Source organism: Mesorhizobium sp. NZP2234 (assembly GCF_013170765.1).
Taxonomy (GTDB): Bacteria; Pseudomonadota; Alphaproteobacteria; order Rhizobiales; family Rhizobiaceae; genus Mesorhizobium; species Mesorhizobium loti_D.
In genome coordinates this window covers 6,345,266-6,362,004 of sequence record NZ_CP033364.1, presented here as the reverse complement: position 1 = coordinate 6,362,004, position 16,739 = coordinate 6,345,266, and the positions used below count along the sequence as shown (strand labels likewise).

Annotated in this window: 13 protein-coding genes and 3 pseudogenes; 10 read left to right on the top strand and 6 right to left on the bottom strand. The window is 60.3% G+C overall.

Features of this window, described 5'->3' with window-relative positions:
• The first annotated feature begins 72 nt into the window (after window positions 1-72).
• Window positions 73-1,359, top strand: a complete 1,287-nt coding sequence (locus EB230_RS30700; RefSeq protein WP_210261332.1) for an acyltransferase — start codon at window positions 73-75, stop codon at window positions 1,357-1,359.
• Window positions 1,360-1,438: 79 nt separating this feature from the next.
• Window positions 1,439-1,810 (top strand): hypothetical protein, encoded by a 372-nt coding sequence (locus EB230_RS30695; protein ID WP_172374583.1) that lies wholly within the window; start codon window positions 1,439-1,441, stop codon window positions 1,808-1,810.
• 118 nt (window positions 1,811-1,928) lie between these two features.
• Here the strand turns inward: EB230_RS30695 and EB230_RS30690 are convergent.
• The 4 genes and pseudogenes from EB230_RS30690 to EB230_RS30675 form a co-directional block, all read right to left on the bottom strand.
• Window positions 1,929-2,830: pseudogene (locus EB230_RS30690) on the bottom strand (IS630 family transposase).
• A 161-nt stretch (window positions 2,831-2,991) separates the two neighbouring features.
• Window positions 2,992-3,948, bottom strand: a complete 957-nt coding sequence (locus EB230_RS30685; protein ID WP_143974873.1) for a glycosyltransferase family 10 — start codon at window positions 3,946-3,948, stop codon at window positions 2,992-2,994.
• 396 nt (window positions 3,949-4,344) lie between these two features.
• Window positions 4,345-4,672 (bottom strand): annotated as a pseudogene (locus tag EB230_RS30680) (transposase); the annotation flags it as partial.
• 144 nt (window positions 4,673-4,816) lie between these two features.
• Window positions 4,817-5,492 (bottom strand): annotated as a pseudogene (locus EB230_RS30675) (aldehyde dehydrogenase family protein); the annotation flags it as partial.
• Window positions 5,493-6,140: 648 nt separating this feature from the next.
• On the opposite strand from EB230_RS30675, the gene EB230_RS30670 reads away from it, so the two are divergent.
• The 6 genes from EB230_RS30670 (at window position 6,141) to nodS (ending at window position 13,312) form a co-directional block, all read left to right on the top strand.
• Complete coding sequence (locus EB230_RS30670) at window positions 6,141-7,103, top strand: ArdC family protein (protein WP_172374582.1); 963 nt, start codon at window positions 6,141-6,143, stop codon at window positions 7,101-7,103.
• A gap of 211 nt (window positions 7,104-7,314) precedes the next feature.
• The gene (locus EB230_RS30665; RefSeq protein WP_172374581.1) at window positions 7,315-7,734 is read left to right on the top strand and encodes a DUF2958 domain-containing protein; all 420 of its coding nucleotides are present in this window, start codon (window positions 7,315-7,317) and stop codon (window positions 7,732-7,734) included.
• 79 nt (window positions 7,735-7,813) lie between these two features.
• Window positions 7,814-9,544: a ParB/RepB/Spo0J family partition protein gene (locus tag EB230_RS30660; protein ID WP_172374580.1), complete on the top strand. Its 1,731-nt coding sequence runs from the start codon at window positions 7,814-7,816 to the stop codon at window positions 9,542-9,544.
• A 236-nt stretch (window positions 9,545-9,780) separates the two neighbouring features.
• Window positions 9,781-10,755 carry a hypothetical protein gene (locus EB230_RS30655; protein WP_172374579.1) on the top strand — a complete coding sequence of 325 codons (975 nt, stop codon included), beginning with the start codon at window positions 9,781-9,783 and terminating at the stop codon, window positions 10,753-10,755.
• 419 nt (window positions 10,756-11,174) lie between these two features.
• A complete protein-coding gene (gene ubiM / locus EB230_RS30650) occupies window positions 11,175-12,356 on the top strand; it encodes a 5-demethoxyubiquinol-8 5-hydroxylase UbiM (protein WP_172374578.1) in 1,182 nt (393 codons plus the stop codon).
• A 386-nt stretch (window positions 12,357-12,742) separates the two neighbouring features.
• Entirely contained in the window at window positions 12,743-13,312 is a 570-nt protein-coding gene (gene nodS, locus EB230_RS30645) for a nodulation methyltransferase NodS (protein WP_081709737.1), read from the top strand.
• Here the strand turns inward: nodS and EB230_RS30640 are convergent.
• Both EB230_RS30640 and EB230_RS32830 read right to left on the bottom strand, forming a co-directional pair.
• Window positions 13,260-13,637, bottom strand: a complete 378-nt coding sequence (locus EB230_RS30640) for a Fic family protein (RefSeq protein WP_246738876.1) — start codon at window positions 13,635-13,637, stop codon at window positions 13,260-13,262. The genes nodS and EB230_RS30640 overlap by 53 nt on opposite strands.
• On the bottom strand, window positions 13,634-13,771 hold the full coding sequence (locus EB230_RS32830) for a hypothetical protein (RefSeq protein ID WP_246738875.1): 138 nt from the start codon (window positions 13,769-13,771) through the stop codon (window positions 13,634-13,636). Before EB230_RS32830 ends, EB230_RS30640 begins: the two co-directional genes overlap by 4 nt.
• Window positions 13,772-14,789: 1,018 nt before the next feature.
• On the opposite strand from EB230_RS32830, the gene EB230_RS30635 reads away from it, so the two are divergent.
• Together EB230_RS30635 and nodC are read left to right on the top strand one after the other, a co-directional pair.
• Window positions 14,790-15,386, top strand: coding sequence for a NodA family N-acyltransferase (locus tag EB230_RS30635; RefSeq protein ID WP_172374577.1), 597 nt, complete (start codon window positions 14,790-14,792; stop codon window positions 15,384-15,386).
• A 55-nt stretch (window positions 15,387-15,441) separates the two neighbouring features.
• Window positions 15,442-16,716, top strand: a complete 1,275-nt coding sequence (gene nodC / locus EB230_RS30630; protein ID WP_172374575.1) for a chitooligosaccharide synthase NodC — start codon at window positions 15,442-15,444, stop codon at window positions 16,714-16,716.
• Window positions 16,717-16,739 lie beyond the last annotated feature (23 nt).

Genomic DNA, 16,739 nt, shown 5'->3' with positions numbered 1-16,739 from the left:
GGATGCATTATATCCAAACAATCAAGTTTACCCATCCGTCATGATGCTGCATAGCGCCGTACAGGAACGCCAATGTCCCGTGCTTTCCAACTCACGTTCACGAGCGTGGACTTTGTAGGAAGACCAAGTCGAAACCGGCGCATCATAAGGGGCAGAGTATCCATGAACGCAATGGCGGCAGGGCAGGCCGGATCTGGGCGTTTTATTGCTTTAGAGGGGTTGAGGGGGCTGGCTGCAGTTGGCGTCCTCTTGTCTCACGCCATCTTTGCTGTCGAGCCAGGTATATTCAAAACCATGTACCCGTTGGCGCAAGCAGCGTGGCCAGAAATCGGATGGCCTGCTCAGCTTCTAACTCTCCCCCCATTCAGCATGCTTATCAACGGAAGCTTTGCGGTTTGTGTATTCTTCGTTCTAAGCGGCTTCGTCCTTACCAAGTCTTTTGCTGACACTGGAAATGCGTCGGTGCTTGTATCCAGGGCAATCCGACGGATACCCCGCCTCGGCATTCCAATCGCGGCTTCAATCGTTTTTGCCGGTACCATTTTTGCCATGGGGCTCATGAGAAATCTTGAAGTTGCTCCACTCACGGGCTCGATCTGGCTGACCTGGTATTACCCTAGCTCAATTACGGCCGCGACCATCGCCAAGGAGGCCCTATATGAGTCCTTATTTCTCGGAAAGAACAAGCTCAATTCACCACTCTGGACGATGTCCATTGAGCTCGTCGGTTCATACTTAGCCTTCATGTTCGCCTTCGCTGCGAGGTGGTTCACCTTCGCCCTCGTCACAGTTTTTGCCGCGGCTCTCTCTTTTGCGGTCCATATAGCTTACCTGCCCTTCGCCTTGTCGTTCGGGGTCGGCGTCCTCCTGACTCGCGTTTCTCCAGCGAAATGGCCTCACAAAGCCAAGATCGCAATCTTTCTTGCTGCCATCTATCTTGGCGGCTTCTCAAACGACATCTTGTATGAGCCGATCATCAAACTCTCCCCAATCGACTTTAATCCCCTGAAGGACGCAATGCACTGCGTCGGTGCAACCTTCCTTGTCGCTAGCGTTCTCGCGCTTCCATCGCTTCAGCGAGCCTTCTCGTCATACTTTTTCCCACTCCTGGGTCGATTGTCGTTCTCGGTCTACCTTCTTCATTTCCCTATCCTTTGCTCCCTCGGGTGCTTTGTCTATCTCTGGACTATCCAATGGGGGCATGCCATTGCGGCCAGTAGCACTGTCCTCATTGTACTTGTAACCACCATCATTGCTGCGGTGCCTTTTCAGCGCCTTGTAGACGTGAAGTCCATGGAAATAGCCAAGAGGGTGGACCAATACCTGAGAGGTTTTTTGCGTAAGACTGCGGAGGCGTAGACTGGCGCTGCGCTCAACCATTTGAGCGGGACAAACATAGCTAATCATTCTGACCTCAATAAACGAAAGGTGCCCTTCCTTGGAAGAATTCGTATCACGCATCGCCACCAATGTTGGCGTCGACCCGGCTCTCGCAGACAAGGCCGTTGGCATGATGTTGGGTTTCCTGCAACGCGAGGCAGCCGACGGTCCCGCTACGCGCATGATCGAGGCCATTCCCGGAGCTTCGGAATTAGTGGCGAAGCATGATGGTGAGGACGCAGAGGGCGGCAGCGTCCTCGCCGGAGGCGGCGTGGTGGGTTTCGGCCAGCAATTGATGAACGAGGGTCTCAGCCTGGGAAATATCGCCGGCCTTGCTAACGAGACGATCGCCTTCGCCAAGGAACATGCCGGCGACGAACTCGTGGACGAGGTCCTCAATTCCATTCCCGGCCTTCCCCAGTTCGCCTGATCAGCAGCAGCCGGGTGGCGTACGATGTCGTGCGCCCGTCTCGGCCCGTTTGCGCAGCTAGAGCAGATTCGACTTATTCCGGGTCATTGCCGTCTGCCTCGAAATAGTGCCTGCATTCCTAGGCTGTGAAAGCTGCGAGGCAGTTGGCCACGACCGACCAGAGTTCGTCGATGGTTCGGGTTGCAGCCTTTCTCAGGAGAGCCTTGAGCTTCGAGAAAGCCATCTCGATCGGGTTGAAGTCGGGCGAGTATGGCGGCAGGAACAGGAGCCGCGCCAACCTTCTCGATCACCTCGCGTCCGCCGCTGATCTTGTGGGCGGGCAGGTTGTCCATGACCACGATGTCGCCGGGGCGAAGCTCGGGTGCGCGGACCTGCTGCGCATAGGCGAGGAAGCCAGAACCATTCGTAGGGCCGTCGAGCAACATTGGCGCCGCCAAGCCGCCCAGCCGCAGGCCGGCCGTGAATGTGGTGGTCTTCCAATGGCCGTGAGGAACGGCCGCCCGACAATCGTTCGCCGCGCAGGCTGCGGCCACGCAACCGCGCCATCTTTATGGATGCTGCGGTCTCATCGATGAAAATCAGCCTCTCGGGGTCGAGATCGAGCTGGCCATCGAACCAGCTTCTGCGGCGGCGCAGGACATTGGGGCGCTGCTGTTCGGCGGCGTGCGCCGTCTTCTTTTGAAACGTGATGCCGCGCCGGTCGAGGTACAGCCGGACCGTGGACGACGCTGCCCGCACGCCACGCTCGGCGGCAAGGCGCTCCCCGATCTCAGCAAGCGTGATGTCCGGCGCGTCCTCGATGAGACCAAGAATGAAGGCCGCATGCGCATCGAGCTTCGAACGCGACGGCTGGCCCTGCTTGCGCGCTTCCATCTGGCCGGTCTCGTGATAGCGGCGATACCAACTCCCGGCCGTCGAAATACCGATCGGGAAGCGACGCGTCGCCTCCCGCGTCGAAACCCCGCCTTAAGTGGCCGCAATCACGCGCCCACGAAGGTCCGCCCTTAGGCTCCTCGTCATCATCACCTCCTCGCAAATCACCGGGACAGTGAATCAGACAGGACCTATCGGCCGATTCTTGTGTTCATCAAAGATGCTCGAGGCATTCTCCGCCGAGTGTTCCGTACGGACCCTGCCAGACCACCAACCGCCGGGCGCGCAAAGCGAATGAACTTTGGAGTTCATTCGTCTACCCCAAAATCGACTGCAGGCGTACCGATGTGCATAACTTTAGGCGGCAAAGGCTTATCCTGAACGCTTTCGATGAAGCCCGCGAGATAAGCAAATGTATTGTACTTCTCAAGTACCAACCGCTTCGCCTCTCGTATTGCATCGCGACGTTCCTTCCAGAGGTCCGAGTCGATGATTTCTCGGATCTTTTGAATTACGTTCTTGTCCTCTGGGTCAATCAGAACCATTGAGTCCGGCGGAAAGAACCGCGTGATTGCCGGGCTGCCGTAATAGATCGGCATTGTTTCAGCAACGAAGCAGTCCATAAGCTTCTCTGTAAAATAGTAATCAGCGCACGTATTCTCGAAAGCTATACTGTAGCGGTAAGGTGCAAGTGCGTCCCATTTATCTCCAATCAGTTGAAAACCTCGGCCGAACAGGTCGAACTCGAGCTCCCCTCTCAGCCGTTCCAAAAACGCCAGCCGATATCGATGTCCTTTAAGCATGGCGATGTTGCTGGTAATCCATGAGAGCCGACGCGGCTTGTCAACGACTTCGCTGAGCAGAAGTTGGTCATACGTCTTTCTTACAGACCAAGACCGAGTGATAGGTGGAGACAAGACGAATCGACGCCCTGCATTCTGCCGAGCTACCAGCTCAGCGTCAGACGTCAGAACGATGGTATTTTCCCCCTGCCCAAGATGGAGGGCGCGATGCGCTTTCGTCGGCGGTTCGCCGATTGCAAAAATGGTCCTGTTCGGGCTCGCCTCGATATCAACAGGAAGTCCAAAAACAGAAGGAGAGTTAAAGATTATATGCCAATCCGGCGTGAAGGACGTCTTGCGTACAAAAGCGACATTGTTCCAGATTCCACTGCCCTTTGGAGTGAGATGGTGGATTGCGTCTTCCAGACCGCCCCAAGAATCGAGGCATGCAGCAACAATGGGCGCCGGACGTTCCGTCAGCAATTTGGCGCTACACAAAGCAGTTCGACTCCTTCACTTCGGTGGTACCGGCAGTAATTTCTGCACGAGGGCCAGACCTCTCTGCGCCTATTCCCGTCGTGAGATGAAGCTAAAACGATCGGAATCGATGGCCAAACGGTCCGCAGGTAAACCCATCGATATCGAAAAGTTTGGGAGAGCTGTACAAAGGCTTCTAAGCCCTCCTCCTCCATCTCAATCGGCTTCCATAATTTAGCTCTGACTATTTTTTGATGCAGTTTGGGAGTTCTGTCCAGAGTCTTCTGCAAATTTGCGATCACGGTCGCCGGTGTTGGCGGGTCAGGCGCGGCGTCTTCAAGTAACCGCGGCCTTGGGCTGCTCCAGCTTGCGCAGCATCTCCTTCTTGTGCTCGGCCAAGCGCTACATGTTGAGACGCATGGCCTCCAGCCAGTTTTCGTGTTGTTTCGACGGCGAGCGCGCGGACGAGCCGCAGGCAGCGCTCGGCGCTGGGAAAGATGCGCAACACATGGGTGCGCCGCTTGATCTCCTGATTGAGCCGCTCCAGGATGTTGGTGCTCTTCAGGCGCTTGTGATGCTGGCGTGGCAGCCGGTTGAAGTGAGCGTCTCCTCGATGTTGTCCTCCACCCACTGGCACAGCTTGGGGCAGCGCGTCTCCCACTTGGCCAGCCATTGGGCGAGGTCGCGCCGCACTTTGGAAAATCCAGCCCAGTTCCTGCAGGCAGTCATCATCGATCCATTGGACCGGCAAGATGTCTCGCGAGCAGATCGAAGCCGGCCCGTGCCTATGACCGCCTTCTCAAGCGCGGCGCCCAGCCGAAGGGGCTCAAGGCCATCGTCGCATGGTTCAAGCGCCTGTGGATCAAGTTCTTCGGCTGATCAGTGTGCGGCCGACGGCATCGCCTTTGCAAGCATGGATCAGGTTGACGACGCCTTCGGGAAAGCCGGCCGCGCGCATTGCGCCTGCAACAAGCGGCGTCTGTTCGGCAGGTTTCAAGATCACGGTGCAGCCCGCCGCCAGTGCCGGTGAGATCTTGCGCGCCACCATTGAAGCCGGAAATTCCATAGCGTGATCGTGCCAACAACGCCGACTGGCTGCTTGTTCACCCAGCATGCCCCGGTCAGTCGAGGGCGGGGAGATCGTCTCGCCATGGATGCGGTTGGCCTCTTTGGCTTACCATTGCAGATATGCCGCCGCATGCGAGACCTCCGACTTTGGCTTCGGCAAGCGGCTTGCCAATCTCTGCCGTAAGAATGGCAGCAAGGTCGTCGGTATGGTCGATGATCAGCTGATGCCAGCGCCAGAGCATGTCCCCGCGATCCCGGGCGGTAAACGCCGCCCATCCAACCTGCGCCGTATAAGCCTTGTCGATCGCCGTGCGCGTCTCAGCGCCCATGTCGGGTAGCTCTGCCAACACTTCGCCAGTGGATCGATTAAAGACCCTCGAACTTTCGCACACCCCACAACGTGCCAGGCGTCGGCATGCGGTCGATAGCGCCGAACAGGTCGGGGAGTTTCAGATTCGCATCAGCGGCTGGCACGGAGGGATCCCGGCTTTCTCTTCAAAACGGCGGATGTTTTCTATTGGCTGCGTCAGGATGTGTAACCGCACTTCGCATAGGACCTCGAGCGACGGGGCCCTGGCGACCTGCCGACCGCGTTATGGAACAGGAACCACCGTTCCAGGAACGAGAATTCCTGTTCAGCGCCTTTCTCGCCCGCACGCCTGGCGGGGGCACCGAGCGTTGAGCCCTGCGACCTGATAACCGCAGCGCAAGGCATGGCGTCCAGGCCTCCGCGGGAAGCGGCAATTTGGCCAAAGCTTGATGGCGCCCGCGCGCCTGACGGCGCGTGCCGGGTGCTCGTGAACCGAGCCCGCTTTTTCTTCGCCAGGCTCAGGCGATCTCGGCCATCCGGCTTCGCCCCCTGGCGCGGGCAGCCTGTCGGCTGCTGACGGTCGCCGCCCTGTCGGCCGGCGCGGTTTGTTCGTTGGCCGTTCCCGGCGGCGCGGGGTGGGCGGCACTCCCTTCTAGGCCCGCCGCGGCATCCCGCAACCCTTCGCTTCGCTTCGGGTCCTCCTCTTCGTTCCGGTCCTTCGGATGCGGTCCGCCTCCGACGGCGGGCCTTTCCGGTCGCGTCTCGCCGCCCACCCCGCTTCCGGGGAAAGGCGCGGGATAGAAGAGCGGAGGACCAGACAATGTCTGCAAAATACCAGCGTTCCGGCAGCCGAGAGGCTGGCGCGGGCAGGGGCGGGCACACGGGCGCCAGCCTTTATCAGGAAATCACGGACCGCATCATTGCCGAACTGGAGCGCGGGACCGTGCCATGGGTCAAGCCATGGGGCAGCGCAAGGGCCAACCTCGGCCTGCCCAGCAACGCGGTCACCGGGCGCCGCTATTCCGGCATCAACATCCTCATCCTGTGGGGCGCCGTCATCGAGCGCAGCTATCCCGGCCAGAACTGGCTGACCTTCCGGCAGGCGCTTGTCCTTGGCGGCAATGTCAGGAAGGGCGAGCGCGGCACAACAATCGTGCATGCCGACCGCTTTGTTCCCAAGGACGAAAAGGAACGCGCCAAGGCCGATGGCGACGAACCGCAGGCGGTCCCTTTCCTGAAGCGCTTCACCGTCTTCAACGTGGCGCAGTGCGAGAACCTGCCCGAGCACCTTTACCGCAACGCCGAACCGCTGCCCGAACGCGAGATCATCCCGCAGGCCGAGGCGCTTATTCGAGGAAGCGGCGCGGATTTCCGCATCGGCGGCGATCGCGCTTTCTACATGCCGGGCACCGACACCATTCAGGTGCCGCCGCAGCCGGCATTCTTTCAGCAGATCGACTATTACCGCACCTGCTTCCACGAGCTTGGCCACTGGACCGGCCACCCGGCGCGGCTGGCGCGCGACCTCTCCGGCGCCTTCGGTTCCAAGACCTATGCGCGCGAGGAATTGGTTGCCGAAATCACTGCTGCCTTTGTCTGCTCGACACTCGGCATCGAGCCGACCGTGCGCCATGCCGACTATATCGGCACATGGCTGAAGGTGCTGCGCGAGGACAATCGCGCCATCTTCCGCGCCGCCAGCCTTGCCTCCAAGGCCGCCGATTTTCTTCTCGGCTTCAACGCCGAGGCCCAAGGCGCGCAACAAGACGAGATCGCGGCATGAGCGCGCGCGATCGCGACACCCCGGTGTCCGGCCGCTCACCAAGCGCGACCGCCTCGCCCTTTTGGCCGACGCGCCGATGCGCCCGCCCGCGGCGCAAAAGCCGCTCGATATCGGCTGCTCGATGGTGAGGCGGATCAGAGAAAGATCCAGTGAATCTTTCTCCCGCCGAACGCCAGAAATCAACGCGACTTGTTTTGAGAGGAGTTTTCCCATGATCCTGATCACCGACGACCTTTGCGCCCGGCTGCTCGCCAATGGCGCAACCGACACCGAAACCGACCATTTTCCGGTGGTAAAACTGTTCGATCCGACCGGGCCAGCCACCTGGCTTCTCACCGAACTCGACGCCGACGGCGACACACTGTTCGGCCTTTGCGACCTCGGCTTCGGCTTCCCCGAACTCGGCAGCGTCAGCCTTGCCGAGCTTGCAAGCGTCAAGGGGCGGCTTGGCCTCGGCATCGAGCGCGACCTCTGCTTCAAGGCGCGCTTTCCGCTCTCCGTCTATGCCGAGGCCGTGCGGAACGCCGGCCGCATCACCGAGGACGTGCGGCTTCTGCAGCAGGCAGCAGAGGCCCTTGGCAACGCCCATTCTAGGCTTCCGCCCGACACGGCGGAACAGACGCGCCGGTAAGGCGCGAAAACCGTCCCGCCGCGCCGGCTTGCAGCCTCTGCGGCGGGGGAATCCCACCCCTCAACCAAGGAGACAAACCATGCAGCTTGCCCACATTCCGCTTGATAAGCTCAACATTTCCACGCTCAACATGCGCCATTCCAAACGCGCGCCCGACGTGTCGGACATCCTGCCGTCGGTTCGCGCGCGCGGCGTCCTGGTGCCGCTTCTGGTGCGGCCCAACGGCACGCCGGAAAGCTTCGAGATCGTCGCCGGCCGGCGCCGCTATTTCGCCGCGAAGTCGCTCGCCGACGAGCGCGGCGAGGGCGATGCCTTGCCCTGCGCCATCATGGAAGACGGCGACGACGCCGACGCGCTCGAGGCCTCGCTGATCGAAAACTTCGCCCGGCTCGATCCCGACGAGGTGTCGCAGTGGGAGACGTTTTCGCGGCTGATCAGGGAAGGCCGCAGCGTTGCCGACATCGCCGCAACCTTCGGCATCACCGAGCTTCTGGTCAAACGCATTCTGGCGCTCGGCGATCTTCTGCCCAAGATCCGCGAGGCCTATCGCCGCGAGGACATCGACGCCGAGACGGCGCGCCATCTGACCATGGCCTCCAAGGCGCAGCAGAAGGATTGGCTGGCGCTTTATGCCGATCCCGAGCAATACGCCCCGCGCGGCCTCCAGTTGAAGCAATGGCTGTTCGGCGGCCAGTCGATTTCCACCAAGGTGGCGCTGTTTGCCGTCGAGGATTATCCCGGCCTGATCGTCTGCGACCTGTTCGGCGAGGACAGCTATTTCGCCGATGCCGACCTGTTCTGGCAAAAGCAGAACGAGGCGATCGCCGCCAAACGCGATGCCTATCTGGAAGCCGGCTGGCCCGAGGTGGCCGTGCTCGAACCGGGGCAGCATTTCCAGTCATGGGACCACGAGAAGACGCCGAGGAAGAAGGGCGGCAAGGTCTTCATATCGGTCTCGCATCGCGGCGCGGTCGAATGCCACGAGGGCTGGCTGTCGCGCAAGGAGGCCCGCCGCGCCCGCGCGCTAGGCGAGGGCGGCGAGCCCGAAGAAACCCCCGCCAAGCCGTCGCGGCCGGAACTCACCGGGCCGATGCAAAACTATCTCGATCTGCACCGCCACGGTGCCGTGCGTACCGCCATGCTCGACCATCCTTGTGTCGCGCTGCGCCTGATGGTGGCGCATGCCATCACCGGGTCGGGCCTGTGGCAGGTTCGCCGCGAGCCGCAGCGCACCGCCAATGAAGCGGTGGCGGCAAGCCTCGCAGCCTGCAAGGCCGAAGCTGCATTCGCCGAAAAACGGCGCGCGGTGCTCGCGCTGCTTGGGCAGGCCGACGAGGAGGGTGCGATAGCCGGCGGCAATGGCGACGCCTTTGCGCTTGCCGCCGTCTTCGCCCGTTTGCTGGCACTTTGCGACGACGACGTCGTGCGCGTTCTCTGCCTTGTCATGGCCGAGACGCTCGAAGCCGGCAGCGCCGTCGTCGAGGCCCTCGGCAACCATCTGGGCATCGACATGGGCGTGTGGTGGCAAGCGGACGACGCCTTCTTCGACCTGCTGCGCGACAGGGAGATCGCCAATGCGATGCTGGCCGACCTCGCAGGCAAGTCTGTCGCCGACGGCAATGTCGCCGAGAAGGTCAAGACGCAAAAGAAGATCATCCGCGATTGCCTCGCGGGCGAGAACGGCCGCGAGAAAATCGTCAACTGGCTGCCCAACTGGATGAAATTCCCGGTCGAAAGCTACACGAAACGCGGCGGCTTCCGCACCGCCGATCAATGGGCGAGGGTGCAGCCGCTGTTCGTCCGCGAATAGGTGCCAAGCCGGGCGGCGGCTCTTTCCAAGTGCCGCCGCCCCGTTTGCCTGCCGCTGGAATATTGGCTGATGCGCACGGCGGTCCGAACAGCATTTGCCATGCGCAAGGCTATTGTGCATTGCACAAAATCCGACGCGCGCCTAAACGTCCTTCCGCAGCGGGAATCGGGCTTGGACCAGCGGCGAGGCAGTGAGAATCGATGCTTCGTCGATATCGCATTTAGCTGAGGACCTTCATGACCCTTTCGAGCCCTGACAAATCTGGCGCCGCCAGTCTCGAGGCCATCGCGCGAAACGGCGGCGTGCTGCGCCGCATCGCCGTGCGCATTCCGACCTATCTGTCGGACATTCGCGAGAACCCGGCATGGCTGCCGATGTTTGTGCTCGCCCGCACCATGCCGGCGCGCCGGATGCACTGGCGTGGGGCAAAGCCGGTTCGCGTGTCGCAAAAAGCCCACGACACCATGTTTGCCGGCGTCGATCCCCAGGACATTATCGAGGCGCTGCGGTCGGACGGGCTGTTTTGCGGGCTCGTCCTGCCGACTTCCATCCATGAGGAGATCGCCGCCTTCGCCCGGTACACGCCTTGTTTCGGCAATTTCGATCGCCGTCTCGAATTCATGGCTGAGGACCATGCCGAGGCCGAGAAGCGTTTCGGCCGCTCCTTGCTCAGCGGCCACTTTTTCGAACACATCCTCGGCTGCAAGGCAGCGGTCGCCATCCAGAACGATCCGCTGCTGCTCGACATCGCCGCGCATTATCTGGGCGCTCAGGCGAAACTGATCACCACACGCGTGTGGTGGAGCTTCCCGACCAGCGAGGCTTCCGACGCCGACAAGAACCGTGCGTCGCTTGGCAAGTATCATTTCGATCTCGATGACTGGAGGATGCTGAAATTCTTCTTCTATCTGACGCCGGTCGACGAGGGCACCGGCCCGCATGTTTATGTGCGGGGCAGTCATAACCGCCGCGCCATCAAGCATCAGCTGACGCTGCTCGTCGGCCATCCGGCGCAGGAGGTTCTCAAGGTCTATGGCGATGACAGCCCCGTCACGCTGACCGGCGAAGCCGGTCTCGGTTTCGTCGAGGATCCGTTCGGCTTCCATATGGGCACCGTACCGTCGCGCACGCCACGGCTGATGATGGAAGTCGGCTTCGGCGTCTCGCCGCCCTCGCGCCGGCGCTTCCATGGCGAGCCGGTTATTCGCTGATCTCGCAAAAGTCCTTAAAACAGCCTTCCCCAGATCAGACGCCTGGTTCTTCCTTGGGCTGGCTGGTGCCATGGCGTCGTCATGCGATCAGCTGGCACATGACTGGATTGGATCGATGTCATCTGACGCCGGTTGGGCCTCGACTGACCCAGATCAAGGCCACGCCCTTGTCGGCGTGGTTTGATCGCCCAGTCCTTCACGGGAAAAACGCATGGGCTGACCGACAGTCTGCCGTCGCTCCCAACGTCTTGACAATCCAGATCATACAGCAGGCAAATGACGCTTCACCAGCCAGGAACCGACGTGAGAAACGCGCTTGAGGCGAGGCGGGCAATAGATCACAGCGCAATCGATGCACGACATGCGGCTCGACTCCCCCAACATCTCACGAACAGAACCGACGCGCTGGCGGCACGCTGATGGCCGGCTGTGACGACAGCTTCGACATTATTGTCGTGGGCGCCGGGCCGGTCGGACTTTCCTTCGCCGCATCGCTTGCCCATAGCCAGCTCAAACTGGCGGTTGTGGAAGGGCAGGCCCTGGAAAGACTGGCAAGTCCGGCTTTCGACGGCCGCGAGATCGCGCTCACCCACGCCTCGATTGGAATCCTTCGCGAGCTCGGCGCCTGGGATGTTATCTCCGCTTCGGACAAGTCACCGCTTCAAGGCGCACGCGTCCTCAACGGATCGAGCCCTTTTGCGTTGCGTTTCGATTCCCCCGGCGGATCCGCGGAACCACTGGGCGTTCTGGTCCCGAATTGCCAGATCCGCGATGCCCTGTTCAAGATCATCCGCTTGCAGGGCCACGCCCGGCTGCTGTGCGGCCACTCGGTCGTGCGTGCAACAAACAGCCGTCAAGGAGCAGTGATAACGCTCTCCAATGGCAGGCAACTGAGCGCTCGGCTTCTCGTTGCAGCCGACTCGCGTTTTTCCGCCACCCGCAATCTGCTCGGCATCGGCGCCGATATCAATCGGCTTGGCAACTCGATGCTGATTTGCCGGGTGAGGCACGAGCGCCCCCACCACCAGATCGCGATCGAATGGTTCGATCACCATCAGACGATAGCGATGTTGCCCCTCGCGCCAGGCGTGTCGTCGCTGCTTTTGACTTTGCCCTCAAACCAGGCCGACGGACTGCTTGCCCTCGACGACGAGTTGTTCCTGAGGGAGTTGACAAAGCGCTGTCGAGGGCGCCTCGGCACCATGAGCCTGGCAAGCCAACGTTATATCTATCCGTTGGCCACGACCTGGGCGCACAGGTTCCGGGCGCCGAGCGCCGCATTGATCGGCGACGCTGCCATCGGCATGCACCCGGTGACCGCGCATGGCTTCAACATCGGCCTCGGCGGCCAGAAGCAGCTCGCCCGTGGTATCCAGACAGCATGGCGCGACCGTCGCGACATTGCCGATCCCGACATGCTCCACAGATATGAAAGCCGACTGCGCCTGTCGGCGGCGCCGCTCTACCATGCTACGAATATCCTCGTCGGACTCTACTCAAGCGAGCATCCGGCGGCACGGCTTGCAAGGCATCTGGGGCTGCGCCTCGGCCAACATCTTCCCTTTGTCCGTCATGGCATTGCGGCCATGTTGAGACGGTGAACCGCAGTCATCATAGGATCATCGTCAGCGTGCTGGCGTCGTAGCAGGCGGGCGAGTGTGGTGCGATGTGAGCAGTGTGTCGGCCGGCGCCACCCAGACGTGGACCCAGCCACGCCCAATTCGGCCCTCAATGTGTTTACGGCGTGGATGGTTACATCCAAACAATCAATTTGCCAATCCTGCGGACCCTGTTAGGAGCGTGACCGAAATCAAGTGCCTCGGCCCGCAGGTCTGCCCGGTGCAGGAAGCGGCCCCGCTTCTCAGAATTGGTGTGCCCGGGTCCCGACGCTAGCGACATCTGACGGCATTTGCAGCGCCGGTGATTGCTGCCTTAGCGAGGTGGGAATTTGACCCATAAAATCGATCATGAACTGCTGAATCGAGAAATGGCCGCAGACGATCCATGGCGGCTCGATGGCAACCCGTTCGAGCGGGAGCGCCACACGCAAATTCTCCTTTTGTCACTTGCGCAAGGTCGAGTCGCAAATGCGCTCGAAGTCGGGTGCGCTGCTGGCGCTTTTACGGAACGGCTAGCCCCCATTTGCCAGCGGCTCACTGTGATCGATGTCGTCGAGCCAGCGATTACGCGAGCACGTTTACGCGTGAAGGAGCCGCCGCACATCAGCTGGATAATCTCCGATGTTCAACAATTTTCGAGTGATGAACTGTTCGACCTGATCGTCGTGGCGGAAGTTCTTTACTACGTCGGAGGCCTCGTTCAGATCGGCGCGGCAGTCCGCAACCTGGTAGGCCTGCTTGCGCCAGGTGGGCAGCTGGTCTTCGGGTCGGCACGTGACGCCAATTGCCAACGCTGGGGGCACGCTGCTGGTGCAGAGACCACTATCGCCATGCTGAACGAATCGTTGACCGAGATCGAGTGCATCGAGTGCCGGGGCGCGTCGATCAATGAAGACTGCCTGCTGGCCCGCTTCCAAAAGCCGATTTCCGCTTCCTGATGAAACGAAGCGCCAGATAATAACCCTCCTTGCTGTTCTCAATCACGCTTTCGAGTGAAGAGTAGGGTACATATGCATAGCCGCTGCGCATCAGCAGGAGCGGCGTCAGAACGCGCGACAGCCTTCCATTGCCGTCCTGGAATGGGTGGATTTCCAAAAAAACCACGATGAAAATCGCCACCACGAGCAAGGGATGCAGGCTTTGCTCGTTGAGTGTAGCACGCGTCCACTCGATAAGTTCCTTCATCCGCTTCGGCGTATCGAAAGGCGTCGCCGTTTCGAAGATGACGCCGATCTCGTTCCCGTCGGCATCGAACGCACTCACATTGTTTGCGAATGTCTTGTAGGCGCCGCGATGAGCTCATCCTTGTTGCTGAACGCCAGCAGGTCACGGTGTAACTGCGTGACGTGGTTTTCGGTCAGATCAATCGCATCGAAATGCGCGAAGACCGTTTCCATGACCTGCGCATATCCGGCGACCTCCTGCTTGGGTAAACCCGTTTCTTGATTTTTTGGGGTTTTTAGATTGACGAATTCAAAGGGGCTTTGCGGGCACTTGGCACGCTCGCGCCAGAGCGCCTATCCGCTTTGCGCCGTGTTGCCACCATCGAGACCATTGGCTCTTCTATCCGTATCGAAAGAAGTAAGCTCACCGACGTTGAAGTCGAGCGGCTGCTCGCCACTCGATATCAAATGTTTCGAATCCCGCCTTCGGCGGCGCTATGCTGACACTCCTACGGCTGCCCTTTTGACCGATCTCGTCGTTGCAGTCAGTCCCGCGTCCCGGCCCTCCGGCCGGCTGCTGACGCTCCTTAGGCTGCCTTTTCTGTGTGCGGCGATCTTTGATGGGGCGCGGGATTGAAGAGTTTGGGGCCAGCCCCTTCGCGCACTTCAGTCGGCCAAAACCTCAAATAATTCGTTCGAAGTAGCGCCATCCGGGCGCGCCCTCCTTCCCGCTCCAGGTGCTTTCGCCGACAGTCCGGTTGACAGGCGACACTCGAGAGCATTGACCAGACGATTCCTGTTGGCGAGCGCGACCATCGCGTCATTGGCATGCCGCCTTGCCGCACTTGTCGAGCCAGAGGCTTCGCGAAACCTGTTTGCCGAGGGCGATCCAGAGCTGCGCGATCGTGCGTCAACGGTCGCCGCGTTTGCTGACGCCTATCGGGCCCATCCTCCACTTGATCGCTGCTTCGCGACGAGGCGCAGCCACGCCGCTGGCGGCCGCTCTTGGGGCAGGTTGTGTCACCGACAGCTGCCATCGGTGCCGCCGCTTATCGGGCCAATCGAGCACGACCAGAACGTTCAGATCAGGGCCTTTGAAAGGCATGGTTTTAACATCCATAGCGTGGATGCTCGCGATCTAAACAATCAATTTTACCAATCCGGGAGGGTCGTTCATAGACCCATGACATGCACCGCCATTGCTCTACCGCGTGAGGTGCACAAAAGAACCCGAAAAAGAGGAAGTCTTCGCATGCGCCCTGACGTGCAGTGGAGGTTATGCTGGGAAAATGAGTTGCAGCTTCCCGATCACCTCGAACTCTCTGAGTTCTTCCGGAAGACCTATGAGCCGACCGGAGCCTTTAATGGGAAGCAATTCGAAGGCGGTCGAAGTTGGGCCGGTGCAAGGCCGGAGGTCCGCGCAATCGGCTATGATGTGCACGGGGTAGCGGCTCACATGGGCGTGCTGCGCCGATACATCAAAGTTGGCGACGTTGATCTGCTGGTCGCTGAACTCGGTCTATACGGGGTGCGTCCGGATCTTGAGGGGCTGGGAATCGCCCATTCGATTAGCGTCATGTATCCAGTGCTGCAGCAGCTTGGCGTTCCATTCGCTTTCGGCACGGTTCGGCAAGCGCTCCGGAACCATGTTGGGAGGTTCTGCCGCAAAGGCTTGGCGAACATTCTGACGGGCGTTCGCGTGCGTTCAACCCTCCCGGACGTGTACCCCGATCTGCCTTCCACGACGCGAGTCGACGACGACGTACTCCTCATGGTGCTCCCAATTGGACGCTCGATGAGCGAGTGGCCGGCCGGCACTTTGATCGATCGGAACGGTCCAGAGCTATGACCGCGGATCTGTTGTCCGCTCGCTTCCTCAAATTCACAGAAAAATCTGACATCTCATGACCCTGTTTGCCACAGCCAGTACTGTTGCCATCTGCTCTTATGCGCTGCTGTCGACCGTCTACAAAACCGCGCAGGTGTTTTATACCCTGCCTACAAACGTACCGCCGACCTCGGGCGACCCGCCCAGCGGTGAGCCTTGGCCGAGCGTCGATGTCATTATCCCGTGCTACAACGAGGTGCCTCGCACCCTCTCGGACTGCCTGGCTTCCATTGCAAGTCAGGACTACGCCGGCAAACTGCAGGTCTATGTTGTTGATGACGGTTCTGCAAACCGCGATGCCCTCGTGGGTGTACACGAGGAATACACGGGCGACCCGAGGTTCAACTTCATTGCGCTCCCAAAGAATGTCGGAAAGCGCAAGGCGCAGATTGCCGCCATTCGCCGCTCGTGCGGAGATTTGGTGCTGAATGTAGATTCGGACACGATACTCGCCCCGGACGTCATCACAAGGCTTGCGCTAAAGATGCAAGATCAAGCGGTCGGCGCCGCCATGGGCCAGTTGGCGGCTAGCAATCGCAGTGAAACTTGGCTGACGCGGTTGATCGACATGGAATACTGGCTCGCCTGCAACGAAGAGCGGGCAGCGCAGGCTCGGTTCGGTGCCGTCATGTGTTGCTGCGGTCCGTGTGCCATGTACCGGCGATCCGCGCTTGTTTCGCTGCTGGACCAGTACGAGACGCAGCGCTTTCGAGGGAAGCCGAGCGACTTCGGTGAGGACCGCCACCTTACGATCCTAATGCTGAAAGCAGGCTTTCGAACAGAGTATGTCCCGGAGGCCGTCGCGGCAACAGTCGTTCCCAACAGGATGGGTCCCTATCTGCGCCAACAGCTCCGCTGGGCCCGAAGCACGTTCCGTGACACGTTGCTGGCGTTCCAACTGCTGCGCGGCCTTAATATTTATCTCACATTGGACGTGATTGGGCAGAATATTGGCCCATTATTGCTCTCTTTGTCGCTCCTGGCTGGGCTCGCGCAATTCGTAACGACAGGTACTGTGCCCTGGACGGCATGCCTGACGATTGCGGTCATGACGATGGTTCGCTGCAGCGTGGCAGCGTTTCGTGCGCGCCAACTTCGATTTCTCGGGTTCTCGCTCCACACACTCATCAACATCTTTCTCCTGCTCCCTTTGAAAGCATACGCGCTGTGTACTTTGAGCAATAGCGATTGGTTGTCGCGAAGCTCTGCGGCCAACGTGCCAGACACCGGCGGCAGCATTCCAAAGCCCGACTTGGTTGGATCTGACGCAGCTTACAGCGAACAGCAATAGTCACGTGACCTTAGGTGGAAGAG